Annotated in this window: 18 protein-coding genes and 1 tRNA gene; 17 read left to right on the forward strand and 2 right to left on the reverse strand. The window is 44.9% G+C overall.

Going from position 1 to position 19,358, the window contains the following annotated elements; translation table 11 throughout:
• Window positions 1–108: 108 nt before the first annotated feature.
• Window positions 109–234, forward strand: a complete 126-nt coding sequence (locus QUB66_RS25205; RefSeq protein WP_265235889.1) for a hypothetical protein — start codon at window positions 109–111, stop codon at window positions 232–234.
• Window positions 235–355: 121 nt separating this feature from the next.
• Here QUB66_RS25205 and QUB66_RS25210 read toward each other — a convergent pair whose 3' ends face one another.
• Complete coding sequence (locus tag QUB66_RS25210) at window positions 356–706, reverse strand: hypothetical protein (protein WP_265235888.1); 351 nt, start codon at window positions 704–706, stop codon at window positions 356–358.
• Window positions 707–912: 206 nt separating this feature from the next.
• Between QUB66_RS25210 and QUB66_RS25215 the strand changes: the two genes are divergently transcribed.
• Window positions 913–3,291, forward strand: coding sequence for a GumC family protein (locus tag QUB66_RS25215; RefSeq protein ID WP_265235887.1), 2,379 nt, complete (start codon window positions 913–915; stop codon window positions 3,289–3,291).
• A 22-nt stretch (window positions 3,292–3,313) separates the two neighbouring features.
• On the opposite strand, the gene QUB66_RS25220 is transcribed toward QUB66_RS25215, so the two are convergent.
• Entirely contained in the window at window positions 3,314–5,773 is a 2,460-nt protein-coding gene (locus QUB66_RS25220; RefSeq protein ID WP_265235886.1) for a CBS domain-containing protein, read from the reverse strand.
• A gap of 347 nt (window positions 5,774–6,120) precedes the next feature.
• On the opposite strand from QUB66_RS25220, the gene QUB66_RS25225 reads away from it, so the two are divergent.
• The 15 genes from QUB66_RS25225 to QUB66_RS25295 all read left to right on the forward strand — a co-directional run bounded on the left by QUB66_RS25225 (window position 6,121) and on the right by QUB66_RS25295 (window position 19,023).
• Window positions 6,121–6,795, forward strand: a complete 675-nt coding sequence (locus QUB66_RS25225; RefSeq protein WP_265235885.1) for a HEAT repeat domain-containing protein — start codon at window positions 6,121–6,123, stop codon at window positions 6,793–6,795.
• 358 nt (window positions 6,796–7,153) lie between these two features.
• Window positions 7,154–7,630: a hypothetical protein gene (locus QUB66_RS25230; protein ID WP_332970106.1), complete on the forward strand. Its 477-nt coding sequence runs from the start codon at window positions 7,154–7,156 to the stop codon at window positions 7,628–7,630.
• Window positions 7,631–7,714: 84 nt separating this feature from the next.
• Entirely contained in the window at window positions 7,715–7,969 is a 255-nt protein-coding gene (locus QUB66_RS25235) for a hypothetical protein (RefSeq protein ID WP_332970107.1), read from the forward strand.
• 99 nt (window positions 7,970–8,068) lie between these two features.
• A complete protein-coding gene (locus QUB66_RS25240; RefSeq protein ID WP_265235883.1) occupies window positions 8,069–8,422 on the forward strand; it encodes an ArsR/SmtB family transcription factor in 354 nt (117 codons plus the stop codon).
• Window positions 8,423–8,544: 122 nt separating this feature from the next.
• Window positions 8,545–9,573: a PstS family phosphate ABC transporter substrate-binding protein gene (locus tag QUB66_RS25245; RefSeq protein WP_265235882.1), complete on the forward strand. Its 1,029-nt coding sequence runs from the start codon at window positions 8,545–8,547 to the stop codon at window positions 9,571–9,573.
• 96 nt (window positions 9,574–9,669) lie between these two features.
• The gene (locus tag QUB66_RS25250; RefSeq protein WP_332970108.1) at window positions 9,670–10,380 is read left to right on the forward strand and encodes an MIP/aquaporin family protein; all 711 of its coding nucleotides are present in this window, start codon (window positions 9,670–9,672) and stop codon (window positions 10,378–10,380) included.
• A 7-nt stretch (window positions 10,381–10,387) separates the two neighbouring features.
• Window positions 10,388–11,047 (forward strand): arsenical resistance protein ArsH, encoded by a 660-nt coding sequence (gene arsH, locus QUB66_RS25255; protein WP_332970109.1) that lies wholly within the window; start codon window positions 10,388–10,390, stop codon window positions 11,045–11,047.
• A 172-nt stretch (window positions 11,048–11,219) separates the two neighbouring features.
• Window positions 11,220–11,621, forward strand: coding sequence for an arsenate reductase, glutathione/glutaredoxin type (gene arsC, locus QUB66_RS25260; RefSeq protein ID WP_332970110.1), 402 nt, complete (start codon window positions 11,220–11,222; stop codon window positions 11,619–11,621).
• Window positions 11,622–11,781: 160 nt separating this feature from the next.
• On the forward strand, window positions 11,782–12,768 hold the full coding sequence (gene arsS / locus QUB66_RS25265) for an arsenosugar biosynthesis radical SAM (seleno)protein ArsS (RefSeq protein ID WP_265235878.1): 987 nt from the start codon (window positions 11,782–11,784) through the stop codon (window positions 12,766–12,768).
• On the forward strand, window positions 12,747–12,944 hold the full coding sequence (locus QUB66_RS25270; RefSeq protein ID WP_265235877.1) for a hypothetical protein: 198 nt from the start codon (window positions 12,747–12,749) through the stop codon (window positions 12,942–12,944). Before arsS ends, QUB66_RS25270 begins: the two co-directional genes overlap by 22 nt.
• Window positions 12,937–13,665 (forward strand): TVP38/TMEM64 family protein, encoded by a 729-nt coding sequence (locus tag QUB66_RS25275; protein ID WP_265235876.1) that lies wholly within the window; start codon window positions 12,937–12,939, stop codon window positions 13,663–13,665. The genes QUB66_RS25270 and QUB66_RS25275 overlap by 8 nt, the downstream gene beginning before the upstream one ends.
• Window positions 13,666–14,137: 472 nt before the next feature.
• The gene (locus QUB66_RS25280; protein WP_332970111.1) at window positions 14,138–16,642 is read left to right on the forward strand and encodes an ATP-binding protein; all 2,505 of its coding nucleotides are present in this window, start codon (window positions 14,138–14,140) and stop codon (window positions 16,640–16,642) included.
• Between the two features lie 127 nt (window positions 16,643–16,769).
• Window positions 16,770–17,669 carry a class I SAM-dependent methyltransferase gene (locus QUB66_RS25285; protein WP_332970121.1) on the forward strand — a complete coding sequence of 300 codons (900 nt, stop codon included), beginning with the start codon at window positions 16,770–16,772 and terminating at the stop codon, window positions 17,667–17,669.
• A gap of 432 nt (window positions 17,670–18,101) precedes the next feature.
• Complete coding sequence (locus QUB66_RS25290; RefSeq protein ID WP_332970112.1) at window positions 18,102–18,821, forward strand: HAD family hydrolase; 720 nt, start codon at window positions 18,102–18,104, stop codon at window positions 18,819–18,821.
• A gap of 129 nt (window positions 18,822–18,950) precedes the next feature.
• Window positions 18,951–19,023: transfer RNA gene (locus QUB66_RS25295), tRNA-Ala, on the forward strand.
• Window positions 19,024–19,358 lie beyond the last annotated feature (335 nt).

Below are 19,358 nucleotides of genomic sequence, written 5' to 3' on the forward strand. Positions count from 1 at the left end.
GAGGTACTGGTACTCAGCGCCAGGAGCTTCATTTTTCTATTCTCAGTACCGCTTAGACCTTAACCGAGAAGTATTGCGATAACTCTTCTCGGATGGCGAATCACAGCGATGGTTTTAGTAAGACTGGAAAAGCCCAGAAACCGCATATTTCTCCGACATCACATCGCCCAGCGCCATCCGCCCGCTAGCAAAACCCAGAAGGCTTCAGTTTTTCCAGATGTCGATCGAGTTTGAGCGCACCAAGTATTAATTTTTATGTCGTTTTCGTACTATCGAGATCAATTTGTGATACTATAATTATGCTGTCTAATTATATAAATTTAAACACCTATCCATATCGTCAAAAAATTGACAATTAAAAGATAAAAGCAGATTTTTGTCGGAAATTGATTCGATTCCTTGCCGTTCCAAACATCTGCCCAATGGTGTTAATTATTATATCTACGTGGAAAATGTCAAACTTTTTAGCCGATTTCGCGGGTAAGTTAAACAGGTGCTGCTGTCGTTGGTGGCGATCGCCAAAATGGCAGAGATGAGAAGGCAATACCAGCACGATCGGTAGCCCAGGTGTGATCCGAAATTGTAAAATTTTGGTAAAGTTATGGCGCGAGCTGCGGTGAAGCTCAGCGATACCAGAAAAAGTTGGCAGAGTCCCCCAGAAACCCGGAATACAAGCAGAACACAGCCGACAGAAATACAGTCGCATACAACTCTCTCTTCAGTTAGTAAAATAACTTTTGCAGCCGGCACAAGATATGAATTTAGTTATTTTTGTATACTATGTGAAAGTAGTGACAACTATTGGCAGGAAATAGAGCCAACCAACCCAGAATCTCCTGTGATATCCTGAAGTCAAGGGTGAAAGTATCAAGCAGAAGGCTCGCAGAATCAAGCTGATTTTACCAAAAAAATATGAAAGAGGTCAACATGGAAAAAGAACAGGACGCTCATATCGTACCAATTAGCAACCAGAGCAGACAGGTGCAGCAATTTCCCGTTGACGAGGGAGAAGAGTTAAGCGGGCCGCCTCAGAAAGGATTGAATCTCAAGCCCTTGTTTAGAACTCTTGGGCGACAAGCCCTAGTCATCATTGGGATTGTCGCTCTAGCAGGCGGTGGAATTTATTTTCAGATCAAGCAAAGCAAAAAAACATATCAAGGCGATTTTCGGCTGCTAGTGGAACCCGTGACAACGGAGGCAAGAATTGCTGACCCCGCTGCTCTCGCCAATCGCAGCGAGGGGGGGGGAGTGCCCAGTCGAGATTTTTTTAGTTTGGACTACGCAACTCAACTGCAAATTCTCCAGAGTCCTCAGATGCTATCGGCTATTACGAAACAAGTCCAAAAAAAATATCCAAAAATGACCGAGGAACTTCTTCAAAAAGGATTAGTCGTTTTGCGCCTCGGAGAGAATGAGTTGACGCTAACTAAAATTTTGGAAATTCGTTTCCTGGGCAATGAACCTGAATTAATTAAGTTTGTTTTACAAGAAGTTAAAAAGAAATATTTAAAGTACAGCCTTGACGAACGCAAGAGTCGTATTGGTGAAGGTGTTAATTTTATTGAAAACCAGCTTCCTGGACTTAGCAAGCGCGTAAATGACCTGAAGTCGGAGTTACAGGTGATACAGCAGCAGCAAAAAATTACCGATCCTAAAGAACAAGGCGCGCAATTGATCGTGCAAGTTCGCGCCGTAGAAACTTTAGAGTTAGAAACTCAAAGGCTGCTCCAGGAACAGAAAACGCTGTACGCTAATTTGCAAAAGCAATTAGATTTTACACCAAATGAAGCTATTGCCGCTTCAGCTTTAAGCGAAGAACCTCAATATAAAGAGTTGCTGACCAAGGTTAAGGAAGTAGAAGGTCAGATTGCTATAGAAACAGCTCGTTTTAAATCTGCTAACCCGATAGTGGAAGCTTTAGAGCGCAAGCGGGCAAATTTAGTAGCTTTGCTCAACCAGCAAACGGAGCGAATTTTGGGGCAAAATTTAGTAGGCCCTCAAGCCAATGCTAAAGTTCAGAATTTTCAAAATTCGATTCGCATAGGTTTGATCAAACAATTGGTTGATACTGCTAACCAAGTTCAAGTTTTAGAAGCTCGCAGTCAGGCGATCACCCAAACAAAAAATGATTTGAGCCGACAAGCAAGAGAATTTCCCAGTATAGCTCGTCGCTACAACGAACTGCAACAGCAATTAGACATAGCAGCCCGCACCCGCGATCAACTTTTAACTCAGCGAGAAACTCTGCGCGTCCAAGCAGCTCAAAGCCAAGTACCTTGGGAAATAATTTCTGAGCCGCAGATACCGCGAGAGCCTAAGAGTGGCGAATATATTCCCGTGGCCTCGAAAAATGCCAACAAATTTTTCATGGCAATTGTTGGGGGGCTAGTTTTGGGTGTGGCCGTGGCTATCCTGATTGAAAAGTTCCGCAATATTTTCTACTCTGCTGATGATGTTAAAGATGCGTTTGATCCACCTTTATTGGGAGTGATTCCTCGGGACAAAAATGCTAAAAAATTTCCGCCTTCTATTGCTAATGCCTATGCTTATCTTGAAGGAAAAGAGGGGGATAAAAAAATAGCTTCCGAATTTATAGAAGCTTTTGACTCTCTTTATACTAATATCCGTTTTCTTTCTTCAAATCGAACTATTGGATCTTTGGCAGTTGGTTCGGCTACAGTTGGCGAAGGCAAATCTACCGTTGCTTTAAACCTAGCCCACGTCGCAGCGCTGGCGGGCCAGCGAGTGCTGTTAGTAGATGCCGATTTGCATTCGTCCAGCTTGCACTTGCTCTTGGGACTGCCTAATATCAAGGGATTGAGCAACTTGCTCGACGACAGTAAACACGAACCCAATGAAATTATCCAGCGATCGCACCTAGCAGATAATCTGTTTGTATTAACTGCCGGTCTTCCTGTCCCCGGTACTGCCAGACGGCTTGCCTCATCTCAGATGCAGTATTTGATGGAAGAACTGCACGCAACATTTGACTTAGTTATCTATGATACGCCGCCGCTGGTTGACAGTAAAGATGCCAATTTTTTAGCGGCGCGCACCGATGGAATACTGATGGTTGTATCAGTTCGCCAGGTCAAGTTTTCTGTAGTCAAAACAGTTTTCAGTCAATTAGAAAATTTTGGCATACCCTGCTTGGGCACCGTTGCGAATCACCCCACCAAAGGCAAGAAGTATCAAGTATCTAAATCATCACTTGTGGAAGATAAAAATGAATATTTGAATTTTGTACCAGTAGAGTCTGGCATCCGCAAACTAGCTCCCAAAAAAGAGTGAGAGCAAAAAAGATGACGGCGGACTAATTCTCATCCTGGTTAATAGGAAATGTTACGGTAAAATTAGTCCAGCCATTGCTGCTTTCAACCTCAATTTTTCCCTGCAACTGTTCGATAAGTTTTTGCACCAAAGCTAAACCCAAACCTGTACCTCCTTGTTTCCAGGGATCGGCGTTGGGAACTCGATAAAATTTCTCAAAAATTCGAGGCAATTCCTCTATCGAAATAGACGATTGATTGCTGAGTGTAAATTGAATTTCGGAAGCCAGAACACTTGCTTGTCGCGGATTTTTCTCGATTCTTCCTTTTTCCCAGTCTCTCTTTTTGCACTCAACTTTCAAAGAGATTTCGCCGTCATTGGCAGTATATTTACAGGCATTGTTGAGGAGTTCTGCTAAAATTCGTCCTAAACTAGCGCGGTTGGAACTGATCGTGGGGAGGTGGCGATCGCACTCGACTCGCAAATGCTGGTGGCGGTTCTGGGCCCTGGTGTAAAATGGCTCGATAATCGCAGGCAGCCAGATTTCTAAGTTTACTGGTTCGAGGTCGATTGGACAAGCTGCTGCTTCGAGCCGCTGCAAATCTAGCAAAGCATTAATCAAATCGGTTTCTCTAGTACATTCTGTTTCTAAAATTTCTAAATAAATCTGGCGCCGGTCTAGTGTGGGAGAAATTTTCAGCATATGAATAGCCATTTTCATGTTAGCTAAAGGCGTCCGCAGTTCGTGAGAAACTGTGCTGAGAAATTCATCTTTGAGGACGTTTAAATGCTGGAGTTCCTGAATTTTTTGTTGCAATTCGGCGGTGCGTTCTTGGACTTGGCGTTCGAGGTCGGTGTTGAGATTTTGTACTTGCTGGTAGAGTTGGGCTTGCTGAATGGCGATCGCGATTTGAGTTGCCAGTTGCAGCAGCAAATCCAATTCCGAAGCCTGCCACTGCCGGGATTTGGAACACTGATGGACGCACATCATCCCCCACAAATTGCCGTCTTGCAAAATTGGTACAATCAAATAAGCTTTGATTTGGGCTTGCTGCCACCGCGCATATTTTTCGGGACTTAAACTAGCTTGGTCGATGTCTGAGACGGCATAAATCTCCTGTTCGATCGCAAATGCAGATTCTTGCCAAATATTATCTGGCATGGTTTCTCCCAAGATAGAAGACCACTTGGGGGCAACGGATTCTGCCACAAAAATGCCGAAATTGCTCGACTCCCAACGCACTATCGCTACTCTGTCGGCGTGCAAAACTTGCCGAACCTCATCGACGCTGGCGTTGAGAATTTCTTCGAGGTTTAAGGATTGGTGAATCCGCAAGGAAATTTGAGTTAACAGCCGATCGCGCTGCACCTGTTCGTGGAGTTTGGCAGTTCGTTCGCGCACCTGCTGTTCCAATTTAGCATTGCGGCTTTGCAGCAGTTCCAATTTTTCCGATTGCAGTTGATAAACCGACTGCTGCAACTGTTTGACAACTCGGTACATTTCTGTCGGGTCGAGGACTCTGAGCAAGCTGGTTTGGGTAATAATTCCCAACAGTTCTCCACGTCCCCCGCACACCACCAACCGCTGCACTTGTTGCTGCTGCATTTGTTTGTGCGCCGTCCACAGGGAATCGGAAGGTTCCAGAAATTGCAGGGGAGTTCTCATGACTTTTTGAGCTGGGGTTTGCTCGAAATTCAGTTCGAGAAACTGTGCCTGCACGATGTCGTATTCGGTGACAATTCCTTGGGGTTGGTGAAAGGAATAGTGAAAAATGGAGGTAGAGTCATCTTTGGGCTTCTCCATTGTCAATTCTTTGTTTTTTGTAATGACTACACAACTGACTTGATGCTCAGACATCAGTTCGGTTATGCTCAGCAGCGAGGCGGTGTGGGGCGCTGTAATTGGCGTAGTCATCAATTCTGCTACCCGCCGCAATTTGAGAATGTTGGAAGGTTGCAATACTTGGCGAATTCTTTCTCGTGTCAGCACTCCTACCAAGTGCCGGAATTGATTGACGATCGGCAAATAGCGAATTCGGTGCTGGCGAAATAACGATAAAGCGGTAAACACGTCTTGGTCGTCGGATTCTGTGAGGGAAACCGACACCGGGGACATCACTTCGGAAATTGGTATTTTGTGGAGGGCCACTTTTTGCAGGCTGTTTATTTTGCCAGAAGCAATCAGCCTCACTAAGTCGGCGGGGGTTAAGATGCCGATTAACAACCCGCGGCTGGGGTTTTCGGATAAGTTGCCTGTGGTGATAGTCTGCTGGTTCTGCACGACGAGGACGCAGCGGGCCCGCACCTTGTCCGGCGGGGATGTTTCGGTCATGGCCCCCTTGTCTGAGGGTAAAGGCCCTTTGACTAGGAGACAACTGTTTTGCAACTGACTCATCAGGGCGATCGCCACTGCTAAGGAAGTTTCTGGGCCGGCAGTTAGGGGGTAGCGGTCGATCGCTTGTTCTAAGGCTGAGGAATAAAAGGGCGGGTGATAAAAGGACATAGTTAATTGCAGGTTGTCGGAGAGCGGCTAATACCATTTTCAAATTTCGATTTCCGATGGTAATCGCTTATTGCATAAGGGTTTGGAGCTTCCCTAAAGTTGCATTGTTTTGTGAAAATGGTATAACAATCGGGCAAAGCCTTAGGGAAGGGGCCAAACACCTCGCCTGTGCTTGAATTTTAAATAATAGACTTTCTAATTTATTATTTTCATATTAATAGTCTCACTAATCCGTAATTTCACTGAGTTCAAATCATGGGGCGGTTTTTACTGCCTGCTTTTAACCGGAGACTCACTTATAATCAAAATAACCAGAATGTAAAGTTTTACTACAAGATTTACCGATAATGACAACTTTAAGCTTAGAGCAAATTGCAGCCAAGTTAGAAAGCGAAAATTCAGCCGATCGCATGGTGGCTTTGGCTAACTTGCGAAACGTACCGGCGGCTGAGGCTGTACCTTTGATTAAAAAGGTGTTGAACGACGAAAGTTTGCAAGTGCGATCGATGGCTGTGTTTGCTCTAGGAGTCAAACCGACAGCAGAGTGTTATCCCATTTTAGTCAAATTACTAGAAACTGACCCGGATTACGGCATTCGCGCTGACGCTGCTGGTGCTTTGGGCTATCTGGAAGATATCAGAGCTTTTGAGGCTTTGGTACGGGCTTTTTATGAAGATACTGAATGGCTGGTGCGCTTTAGTGCGGCGGTTTCTCTGGGAAATCTCAAAGATCCGCGGGCTCGCGACGTGCTGCTGAAAGCTCTCGAATGCGAGCAAGTGGTGATCCAGCAGGCGGCGATTTCGGCTTTGGGGGAAATTAAGGACATTGGGGCGATCGATCGCATCCTCAACTTTGCTCAGTCGGAAGATTGGCTGATCCGCCAGAGGCTGGCTGAAGCTTTGGGGAATTTGCCTAGTGTTAAAAGTGTCTCTGCTTTGAAATACTTAGAAAAAGACAGCAATTCTCAAGTATCTCAAGCCGCAACAATTTCTCTCGATCGCCTTTCCAAAGCAGAAGGGTAAAATGTTGTAGAGGCGGGTTCACCAAAAATCTGTAATTTAAGCAATAAAATCAGATCGACCCGCCCCGATTGCGATATTTTAAATAAGTTATTAGACTTGAATTTCATAAATTTTTTATAAGTGAGAACAACCGCAGATGAAGGACAGATTAACACAGATAAACGCAGAGGTTTTTCAAGACAAGATAGTGAATGAGTGCTAGAGGTTTTTTGATTGTTTTTGGAGAGTAATTTAAATGCCGTACAGTCAATTTAGCGTCGAACAAATTAAGACAAATTTTGGCATAATTTTTAATAGAACGGTTGGTTTGTTTGGCGATATTCCCGAAATAAAGCCAAGCAAATTTTTGCAATAAACTTTGCAATTCAATCTACCTTTAGCACTAGAAATTAATTCAGATAAAGCTCGATCGGAGCTAATTATCGCGCCGATATTAGTTGAGATCAAAAAACGGCTGCCGGAACGGATGAGTTTATTTTCAGGTCGAGAATTTAATGTAGACCCTGCTAGGGGTTTGAGCGGTTATTGCGATTTTCTCATTAGCCGATCGCCCGAACAGCTTGTCATAGAATCCCCAGTAATCGCCTTGGTTGAAGCAAAAAATGATAATATTCAATCCGGCCTAGGAGAGTGCATGGCAGAAACGATCGCAGCACAAATCTTTAACGAGCGTCACGAAAATGATATTCAGACAATTTATAGAGTTTTGACAACTGGGAGTATCTGGAAATTCTTTAAGCTAGAACGAATTGCGATCGAAATTGACACAGACGAACATTTTATCAAAAATGTTGCTAAAATCCTCGATATCTTAATAAATTTTATAGAGTCTTGAGTTAAACTAGAATTTATTATTTAAGCTGCGGCGTGCAAATCGCAAGTTAAAATAGTTGTTGATATCCTTTAACCAAAGCCAGCCATGAATCAAGCGCCGAATCCTTTTAACTCAAATCCATCCAATCCGCTAGACCCCTTGGAGCAAGAACTTGACGAGCAAGGTGAAGAATTGCCGAGACAGTACCACCCAGCTACTAAAAAAACTCTGCAAAAAGCCTTTCTCATCCTGATAGTTGTCGGGGTAGTTATTGGGGGAATTCTATCTGTAGGGGTAATTTCGCTGATGCAAAAAGCCGGACTCACTGATGTGCCGGCGCGGGTACAGACTCCGAAGTAATATTCTGTCGGAGGGATCTCTCGATGCTAAATGCACCAATTTTCTGGGATTAAGCTTGAGAAACGATGATGTTTTGTATGGATTTTTTCAAAATAATTGATGCTTAAAAATTCTACGGCTGCGCCCGATCGCATTCCACAGCGACAGATTTCGGAAAAACTGGTCTCCGCAGGCTTTCACGCTCTTTCTGACCCCCTACGGATTCAGATTTTGGAGTTGCTGCGGGAACAGGAGTTGTGCGTTTGCGATCTGTGCGATCGGCTTTCTGTCCCTCAGCCTAAACTCTCGTTCCACCTCAAAACCTTAAAAGAAGCCAGTTTAGTTCGCAGCCGCCAAGAAGGCCGCTGGGTCTACTACAGCCTCAATTTAGCTCAGTTTGTCGCCCTGGAACAGTACCTCGCCGAGTATCGGTACTTCAGCCAGATGCTGCCGGCGCGCCCTTGTGCTGACTAGGGTTGACCCATCAATATTTCTTAATATGTTTATTGCCTGTTTGTCTTCCCTCATACTTGACATATCAAAATTTATTGATATGATTTGAGTATACCCCTTAGTTATGGCATTGGGTGAGGTCAATGAACTCAGCAGCAAAGCCCAAGGTTTTCGCACTAAGTATAATTGCTTTGACAATAGGTGCGATCGGGCTCCTCAACTCCTGCGGACAAGTCCAGTCGCAAGACTCGCAAAGCATTAAAATTGACGGTTCCAGCACTGTGTATCCAATTACGGATGCGATGGCCAAAGAATATCAAAATACGCATCCCAAAAAAGCACAAATTACTGTTGAATTTTCCGGCACTGGCGGTGGATTTAAAAAGTTTTGTGCTGGCGAAACTGACATCAGCAACGCCTCGCGACCCATCCGGGCCGAGGAGATGGAAGCTTGCAACAAAGCTGGTATCCGCTACTACGAATTGCCGATCGCATTTGACGCCCTTACAGTAGTAGTCAATCCCAAAAATGACTGGGCAAAAGACATTACTGTAGATGAATTGAAAAAGATTTGGGAACCAGGAGCCCAAGGAAAAATTACTAGCTGGAATCAGATTCGACCAAATTGGCCAAATAGACCTATAACCCTCTACGGTGCAGGCAAAGATTCCGGTACATTTGACTACTTCACAGAAGCCATAGTAGGTAATGCTAAAGCCAGTCGCACCGACTATACAGCTAGTGAAGATGACACAGTTTTAGTGCAGGGAGTTATTAAAGATGAAAATGCTTTGGGTTACTTTGGATTTGCCTATTACGAAGACAATCAAAGTAAATTGAAAGCTGTAGCTATTGACAGGGGTAAAGGAGCCGTGCTACCGTCGCGCGAAGCTGTAGAAAAAGCTCAATATAACCCCCTTGCACGACCTCTATTTATCTATGTCAACTACAACTCTGCTCAAAAGAAAGTAGAGGTACGCAACTTTGTAGAATTTTACATGAAGAAAGCTCCGACCTTAGTTAGTTCTGTGGGTTATATTCCTTTACCCAAACAAGGCTATCAAATAATTTATCAGCACTTCTACAATGGCAAGGTGGGGACAGTGTTTGGTGGCAAGGCTCAGCTTGACTCGACAATTGAGGAGTTATTACGAAAACAGGCGACTTTTTAGGTATCAGCGGAAATCGACAGTTGTAGCTGGCGATCGGTCAACCTGGAGTGCAACTAAAATTTAACCACAGAGGTAAATTTATCACGTATTGACTCAATGTTCAAGTCAGTTTCTAAGACAGTGAGAAGCTTGTTTTCACCGGAGTGCAGGAGAGAAGCGCTCGCCGAATGCCTCGGCACGTTTATTCTAGTTTTTGCAGGCACCGGCGCGGTGATGGTCAACCAAATTAGCCAGGGTGCAATCACTCATTTGGGCGTTAGTTTTGTGTTTGGTGCAGTTGTAGCCGCGATGATTTATGCGATCGGGCATATCAGCGGCGCGCACTTTAACCCAGCCGTAACTTTAGGATTTTGGGCGAGTGGTTTTTTCCCTAAATACAAAGTTTTACCTTATATTTTGGCGCAGTGTGCGGGGGCGATCGCAGCTTCCGCGCTGCTGTTAATTACTTTAGGAAAAGTAGCAAATCTCGGTGCAACTATTCCTCTTAATAGCAACTGGTTGCAGTCTCTAATTTTAGAAACTGTTCTGACTTTTATCCTAATGTTTGTTATCTTAGGTTCTGGATTAGATAGACGCGCTCATATCGGTTTTGCGGGGATAGCAATTGGGTTAACTGTAGGCTTAGAAGCTGCATTTATGGGGCCGATTACCGGAGCGAGCATGAATCCGGCGCGATCGCTCGGCCCGGCTTTAATTGGCGGATTTTGGGAACACCACTGGGTGTACTGGGTTGCTCCGATTTGGGGCGCACAGTTAGCAGTCGCTGTTTACCGACAATTATCTAACGGATTTCGGGATTTTAATTGAAAGTATCATGGCAAATTTTACGCATAAACCGAGAATTCTGTTTTTATACGGCTCTTTGCGAGAGCGTTCTTACAGCCGCTTGTTGGCGGAAGAATCGGCTCGAATTATTGAGGGATTCGGTGCAGAAGTTCGGTTTTTCAATTCTCTGGAATTGCCGCTTTATGGCAGCGTTCCCGATACGCATCCCAAGGTTCAAGAATTGCGGGAATTGAGCCTGTGGTCGGAGGGTCAAGTGTGGTCTAGTCCAGAAATGCACGGCAATATTACGGGCATTTTGAAAAATCAAATTGACTGGATTCCTTTGAGTATTGGGGCTGTTAGACCGACTCAAGGCCGTACTTTGGCGGTGATGCAAGTTAGCGGTGGTTCGCAGTCTTTTAATGCTGTGAATACTTTGAGGATTTTGGGCCGCTGGATGCGGATGTTTACGATTCCTAATCAGTCTTCGGTTGCTAAGGCTTATCAGGAGTTTAATGATGATGGGACGATGAAGGATTCGCCGTATCGCGATCGGGCGATCGACGTAATGGAGGAACTCTACAAGTTTACCTTGCTGTTGCGGGAGCAAACGGACTATTTGACCGATCGCTACAGCGAACGCCAGGAAAAAGCCGCTAAGGAGGCGATCGCCCTAGCAAATCGCGCCCTGGAATTACCCGGCGATTGAAATCGCGGAATCACCCGGCGATTGAAATCGCGGCGACACAGACAAAACCCGCCTCCGCGGGTTGAAGAATCAAGAATTTCTCTTCAGTCCGCGGAGGCGGACTTCGCTTGTGTCGCCGCGGTTTCTAACCGCCGAGGCCTGTGCAATAAGTAACAACAACTAACAAAAAGCCATGAAAAAAGTAATGTTCGTTTGCAAAAGAAACTCCTGCCGATCGCAAATGGCAGAAGGATTCGCTAAAACCATCGGAAATGGCAAAATTGCCGTCAGCAGTTCCGGTTTAGAATCAAGCAGAGTTCACCCGACAGCAATTCAAGTCATGTCAGAAATCGGCATTGATATCACCGACCAAAAATCTAACGCATTAAGCGAATTCAATGCCGAAGACTACGACGCAGTAATTTCTCTGTGCGGCTGCGGCGTGAATTTACCCGAAGCGTGGGTATTGCGAGAAGTATTTGAAGATTGGCAACTCGACGATCCCGACGGACAACCTATCGAAACTTTTCACCGCGTTAGAGATGAAATTAAAGCACGAGTTGAAAAATTAGTTAACTCTCTCAAAACAGATTAATCTCGAAATTATCATCCTTGGCTTGGGGTGGCGATCGATTCTCAACTGACAGATTTTAACCTGTCGCTGTCGCATCCAAAGAATTAGTGCTAAATTATGAGAGGCGTTCTCCCGGAACGCCTCTATATTCGTTGCGAGCACAGACTAAAAAAATTAGCACATGATTCAGACAGCAATCACACCTTTCAAAAAGAAACTCAACTCAGCTTTAACTAAAAAGCCGATTACAGTTTTACAAATTAATCTAGGGAAACGCTGCAATCTCGCTTGCACTCACTGTCACGTAGAAGCTAGCCCAACACGAACAGAAGAACTTTCCCCGGAAATATGCGACCAATTAATCGAAATCATTCGCCGTTTTCCTCAAATTAAAACTGTTGACCTCACTGGCGGTGCTCCCGAAATGCTTTACGGTTTTAAACCGCTGGCGGAAGCTGCCCGGACGACAGGTAAAGAGGTAATTGTTCGTTCTAATTTGACGATTTACTTTGAAAAGGGTTTTGAAGATATTCCCGAATATTGCGCGCAACACCAACTTAGAATAGTGGCATCGCTTCCCTGCTACCAAGCTGATAATGTTGACAAAATGCGCGGTAGCGGTGTTTTTGACAGTTCGATTCGAGCGCTGCAAAAGCTAAATCAGTTGGGATACGGGAAAAACCCCAATTTGATTCTGGATTTGGTGTACAATCCGCAAGTGCCGACAACAGATAAGTTTTCGCTAACAGCGGAACAGGGGAAGTTACAGCAAGATTACAAGGTTTATTTAGCCGAACATTTTGGGATTTGTTTTAATCACTTGTTCGCGATTACTAATTTGCCCGTGGGACGGACTAAGTTTCATTTGGAACATAAGAAACTTCACAAGCCTTATCTAGGATTTTTGGAGGATAATTTTAATCCCGGTACTCTGGAACATTTAATGTGTCGCAACGAATTGTCGATCGACTATTTGGGCAATGTCTACGACTGCGATTTTAACCAAATGGAGAATCTGCCGGCTAAAACTGGCAGCGGGGAAAGGATAACTGTTGCTAAATTGCTAGAATCTGGTAGTTTAGATGTAATTCCAGAGGTGCAAACTGCTGCTTATTGTTACGGCTGTACGGCAGGTTCCGGTTCTAGTTGCGGCGGTACTTTGATTTGAGAAGGAAGAAGGAAGAAGGAAGAAGGAAGAAGGAAGAAGGAAGAAGGAAGAAGGAAGAAGGAAGAAGGAAGAAACTATGCTTTTGGGCCCGATTCCCGATTCCCGATTCCCCATGCTTTTGGGCCCAATGCCCCATGCCCATATTATTGAGAATGGAGATTTTAAGTTATGAATGATTTGCGATCGCCCGGTGAAGAAAATCCACCACCATCAAATAAATGGAAGCTAATTGTAGGGATTGGTTTGGTTGTGGCTTTGATTGTGGCGGGAAAGTTTTTCAATTTTCAAGGAATTCTGAAAAATGGGCTGGAGTCGATCGCCAATCTCGGCCCTTGGGGCCCCGCAGCTTTTATCGTAATTTATATTATCGCAACAGTTTTATTTATCCCCGGTTCTTTGCTGACTCTCGGTTCTGGCGTTTTATTCGGAGTCGTTGGCGGCACGGTTTGCGTTTCTATCGGCTCGGTTTTGGGCGCAACTTGCGCTTTTTTAATAGGTAGGTATTTAACTCGCGATTGGGTTTCCAAACAGATAGAAGGAAATCCCAAATTTCAGGCGATCGACTCCGCAGTTGCTTCGGAAGGATGGAAAATTGTATTACTGACGCGGCTTTCGCCAATTTTTCCGTTTAATTTACTTAACTATGCTTTTGGAGTCACGCAGGTGTCTCTCAGAGACTATTTTTTCGCCTCTTGGATTGGTATGATTCCCGGAACCGTGATGTATGTTTATATCGGCTCCCTGGCTGGGAGTTTGGCTGCAATCGGAGCCGAAGGGCGATCGCGCACTACTGCTGAGTGGGCTCTATACGGCATTGGTTTGCTAGCAACGATCGCCCTCACCGTTTATGCAACCCGCTTGGCCAAAAAAGCTTTAGACGAAAAGATTTCTGCTTGAAGCTCTAGCGCAAATTTGTAAAAATGTCAATACGGTTTTGCCCATAATTTATAATACATTGCTAATTTAAAAAACTCCGTATTTTCTCTGTGTTATTTACAAAGATTTTGTTATACAAACGAGATAGATATTAAATATATCGTAAAGCACTAACCTCCAGAAAGTACACTCAAAGGTCAAAATACAAAATTGATGTCAAAATAGAATGCGATATTGCGATCGAAATAAAAATAGTTGGCAGCCAGAAATCCACATCCCGATCGGCAAAACCTAGGAGGAATCAAGTGGGATCGTCGTAGTGCTGTCTCCCTCACGAGCCTTATATAGGTCGCTCAGGGCCAACAGCAATCGAAAAAAAATGCTTTTTACAGAAATAAAATGCTCCCACTCAAGTCCTCACTGCTGACCTGATATTAATTCTGCCCATTGACCAATGCCGTTCGATCGATTTGACTCTCGACGAGAACATTTGATGATGCAAAAACCAGCAAATCAAGCCCGACCCGTTTCTGCGCCGCCGCCCCACCAAAGGCAAAAACTGCGCCATTTTTGGCAAAATATCAGCATCAGCGCTCAATCGCGCTGGCAGCAACTGCAAAGTCTTTCGCAGCACAGACGGCAGCGGCGCCATTTGCTGACCCTGCTAATTCTCGGCACCACGGCTTTAACCATTAGCACAACTACTTGCGTCAGCTATTTTTTTGTGCGCGGGCTAATCCTGGACAATTTAAAGGAAATAGCACTATTAAAACTACAAAAAGGCACCGATGAAATCGATCGCTGGCTCAGCAGCCGCAAAGCAGAAATAGAAACCATCGCTTACTCTCCAAAGGTTCGCACTCTCAATTGGGAATTAGTAGAACCCCGGTTGCAAGGAGAAATATACAGGTTAAAAGAGTATTTCATCCTGGCATTAATTCAACCCGACGGCTCACTAACTAACACTCTAGGCAACCGCACGAACGTCAAAGACCGCCAACACTTTAAAAAAGCAATCGCCGGGCAGATTAACGTTTCTGACCCGCTGATCAGCCGCAGTACACAAGTTTCGACGATTGTCGTTTCAGCTCCTGTTTGGGCATTGCCACAGGCTTCCAATCAAGTAATTGGAGTCCTATCGGGCAGCATTAAATTAGACAGAGTAGCAAATGTTGTTAACAGCCTGCATTACGGTTCCGAGAGTTATGCTTTTGCGCTCAATTCAGAAGGAGTGCCAATTGTTCATCCCAACAATAACTTAATCGGAAATAGCGATCGGCCTGCTCCAAGCTTTTTACAGTCAAAAGATTCCGCACTCTCCACAATTGCGCGGCACATGATCGCTCGCCAGACGAACATCGAACTGGTAAACATAGATAACAAATGGGTCTATGCGGTCTACGCTCCCCTCGAGGAAGTGAATTGGTCGATGGCCTTAATAATTCCCCGTGAAAATATTGAATCCAAACTGCAAGCATTAAATTTTCTGACATCCGTCGTCGTCGGACTGCTCGTTCCGGCAATGATAGCAGCAATTTGGCTAATTTATTACTCGGAAAACAATCACGCCAGAGCCGAGCGAGAAGCCATGCTCAACCGGATTGCTGGACGCATTCGCGCTTCTCTAGAATTAGACAAAATCGTGCAAAGTACAGTCGAAGAAATAGTAAATTTGCTGCATCTAGAACGAGCGGCTTTTGGTTGGTACGAACCGCAGAACAAAACTTTACAAATTTTGTGGGAATCTTCCCAATTTGATTGTCCGAGACAAGCGATAAACTTTGAGCCTTACTTGGTGGAAAATTTGTCAGTAGGGAGCGACCAATCAGAGTCAATTATTTTTACTGGCGACACTTGGACTAGGGGTGCAAGTCAACCGCTCGAACTGAAAGCTAATAGCTATTTAGCCGTGCCTGTGCCGACTCAAAACCAGCGACAGGGTTATTTAGTTTGCAGCCACGCTACTCAGTGGTTTTGGAGCGGGGAGGAAATTAAACTGTTAAAAGCTGTAGCAGATCAATTGGCGATCGCAATTACTCAATCTCACCTTTACACTCAAACCCAAGACCAAGTAAAACTGCTGAATAGTGCCTTACACGAACTAAAAAAGACTCAAACCCATTTAGTGCAGAGCGAAAAAATGTCATCCCTCGGTCAAATGGTGGCGGGGATAGCGCACGAAATCAACAACCCGGTTAACTTCATTTCGGCTAATTTGCCTCACACCACAAAATATACTAAAGATTTATTAGAATTGGTGAGTTTGTACAAACAAACATTCCCAGAAGTTCCCCCAGAAATTGCCGATTTTACCGAAGAAATCGAACTAAATTTTATTGAAGAGGATTTGCCACATATATTAAATTCTATGAAAATAGGAACCGAACGCATTCGCAGCATAGTTCTTTCTTTACGCAACTTTTCTCGCCTCGATGAATCTGACAAAAAAATGGCGGATATTCACGAAGGTATGGAGAATACCTTGCTGCTGCTCTCCAACCGTATCAAAAATGGCATTTACATAGTCAAGAGATACGGAAAAGTGCCTTCAGTTGAGTGTTATCCTTCTCAGCTAAATCAGGTGTTTATGAACTTGCTGAGCAATGCGATGGATGCTTTGAATGAGATCGATCGCCTGGATAAAATAATTACTATTTCCACGGGAGTAATTCGAGAAAATGGCGGTAAATTTCTGAAAGTGGCGATTACCGACAACGGCCCGGGCATTCCCGACAACATTCAAGATCAAGTTTTTAACCCATTTTTTACTACAAAACCAGTTGGGCAAGGGACTGGTTTGGGATTAGCAATTAGCTACAAAATTGTAGTGGACGGACACGGCGGTAGCATCAAAATTTCTCAACCTCCGGCTGGCGGGACGGAGTTTTTGATAAAAATTCCGATTAGTAACGAACAGCAAGAAGCAAGCAGGAAGAAGCAAGTTGGGCAACGGATGAGTGTCGCGGAGGCAAACTCCCATCTAAAATCTAAAATCTAAAGAGGTTCGGCAAGAAGCAGGGTACGGGAGGTAAACGCCAATCTCAAATCGAAAAATGGAAAATCTCAAATCGACTAACTGGCTGGCGTTGGCTAAAATTAAAAGAGTTGTTGTGCAAGGAGTTTTTATGGCTGTTGGTAAGGATACAATTTTCGAGCGCTTTTTGTCGCCGCTGATCCGACTGGCGATCGACGAAGAAGCAATCAAACGACTCTACGAGGGTATTGACTGGGAAACAGCGGGCGATCGCCACCGACAACCAAACCTAGTTTATCCCGAATATTACAGCAGCCAAAACTTTCACGGCATCAAAGGCGGCTACCTCAACCGCAGTGCCGCCGTTTCCTACGATCCAATCACGCAATACGTTTTGCCTCCCCACGAAACAGTCGTCAGGCAATGCTTGATTGACGCTGTGCGGGTAAAACCGCGCCGAATTATTGATTTGGGATGCGGCACCGGTTCGACCACACTGATGCTCAAACAAGCCTTTCCTGAAGCGGAAGTTATCGGCCTGGACTTGTCGCCTTATATGCTGGTAGTCGCCGAAATGAAAGCGCAAAAAGTCGGCTTAAATATCGAATGGTTGCACGGAAATGCTGAAAGCGTGGGTTTTGCTGACAGCAGCTTCGATTTAGTCGCAGCTTCGTTGCTGTTTCACGAAACGCCGCCTGCTGTCTCGCAGGCAATTTTGCGAGAAAGCTTCCGACTGCTGAAGGTTGGGGGACAAGTGGCAATTTTGGACGGAAATCAAAAATCTTTGCGGCAAACAGAGTGGCTGACTGATATCTTTGAAGAGCCTTATATTAAGTCTTACGCGGCTGGTAGTATTGATGCTTGGGCGGGGGCTGCGGGATTTGCTGCGGTGCAAACTCAGGAACATTGGTGGGTGCATCAGGTGACGCAGGGCGTGAAACCTCTTCTTGGAGAAGATTTCGAGCCGGTGCGTCAGGCGAAGGTGTCAAATTTGGGCGATCGCACTCCTGATTTTGATGGCGATTTACCTGGCATTCCGGCTCCCGCTTGATTTATTGTTAGTAATACCAATTTAAAAAAGTTTTGCGACAATCCTGAATCTTATATCAATTATTAAAAGTCGCAGATCCCGGTAAGGACACGGCATTGCCCAAGGCGTGTCAACTTAAGCTGCGAACGTAGTCACAGACGGCTGTTTGGCGATTAAGGTCAGATCCCCCCTTAGCTTGCCCCCTACTCCCCCTTAAGAAGGGGGGGACAAGAAGCACTCCAAGTCCCCCTTGCTTTCGGGGAATTTAGGGGGATCTGGCCTCTGCTATAAACGAGAGATACAAAAGTTTTTAGGCTTAAGTTGACACCAATGGACACGGCGCCATGTCCCTACAGATGATCGCGCATAATCTATGTGTTACCGTACTTTGAATCATTGATACAACTTCATTCTTCCCTCTTCCCTCTTCCTTCTTCCTTCTTCCTTCTTCTAATGACTCTAAAAGCAGTTTTATTTGATTTTAATGGCGTTATTATTAATGACGAGTCGATTCACGAGAACTTAATCGATCGCCTGATGCTCGATGAAAATCTCCAGCTCAAACGTGGGGAGTTTCGAGAAGTTTGTTTGGGAAGGAGCGATCGCACTTGTATTACCGAACTGCTGAAACGCCGGGGACGATATCTGACAGAAACATACCTCGATCGCTTGCTACTTGGCAAGGCCAAAGCTTATCAGGAAACAATCAATAGTTTGGAAACATTGCCCATTTATGCGGGTTTGGCAGAATTTATTGACAAAATTCGGGTTTCGGGACTAAAAATGGCGGTAGTTAGTGGGGCAATGCGATCGGATATAGAATTGGTGTTAGATCGATCGGGTTTGGCTGCAAATTTCGAGTTAATTATCGCAGGCGACGACTTGGCGGCGAGTAAACCAGAACCTGACGGCTATCTGTTGGCTGTGGAACTTCTCAACCAGAAATATCCCGGTTTTAACTTGCGGGCGATCGAGTGTTTGGCATTAGAAGATACTTTTGCAGGGATTGAAGCGGCGAAAAAAGCTGGGATTCAGGTAGCGGGAGTGACTCACACTTACCCGTTTCACATGATCCAGCGCCAAGCTAATTGGACGGTGGACTATTTTGCTGATTTAGAGTTGGACAGAGTAGCGGAACTTTGCTCGATCGCCCCGACTCCACCAGCAGCATAAAACACTTGACGTTTTTAGCAGTTACGTGCTAACGTAGTTGACGGTCTGCCAAAGTCAGTAAAAATGCGACCTGTAAGCCTCTGAGATTCGGCAATCCCGCATCTAAAATGCTAAATTGAAAGTCAATCAGGGGAATTAGCTCAGTTGGTAGAGCGCTGCGATCGCACCGCAGAGGCCAGCGGTTCGAGTCCGCTATTCTCCATAAATCAGTTGACAGTGGACAGTGGACAGTGGACAGTTGACTTCGAAAGCAGTTGCAGAGTAGGGGAATCAAACCATTTATGCTATAGGTTCTCGGCTGTATTGATTAGGTTATTTATGTCCGCGCCCGATGTGGCTGTTGCTATATTTGTAGAAAGGGCGATCGTCATCTGCTTTGATATTTGCCTATGAGTGTGCGATCGACCAGTTACTGCCTAACTCCAAGCATTCATCAGGTATTTCTCTAAAAAAAGCGGGTTTCTAATTTCAGACTGATTTTTGAAATGACGTATCTTGGTGTCTAAACTCCATTTCTGCCACAGTTGCCATCAATCC

It is taken from the genome of Microcoleus sp. A2-C3, from assembly GCF_036706065.1.
Taxonomy (GTDB): domain Bacteria; phylum Cyanobacteriota; class Cyanobacteriia; order Cyanobacteriales; family Microcoleaceae; genus Microcoleus.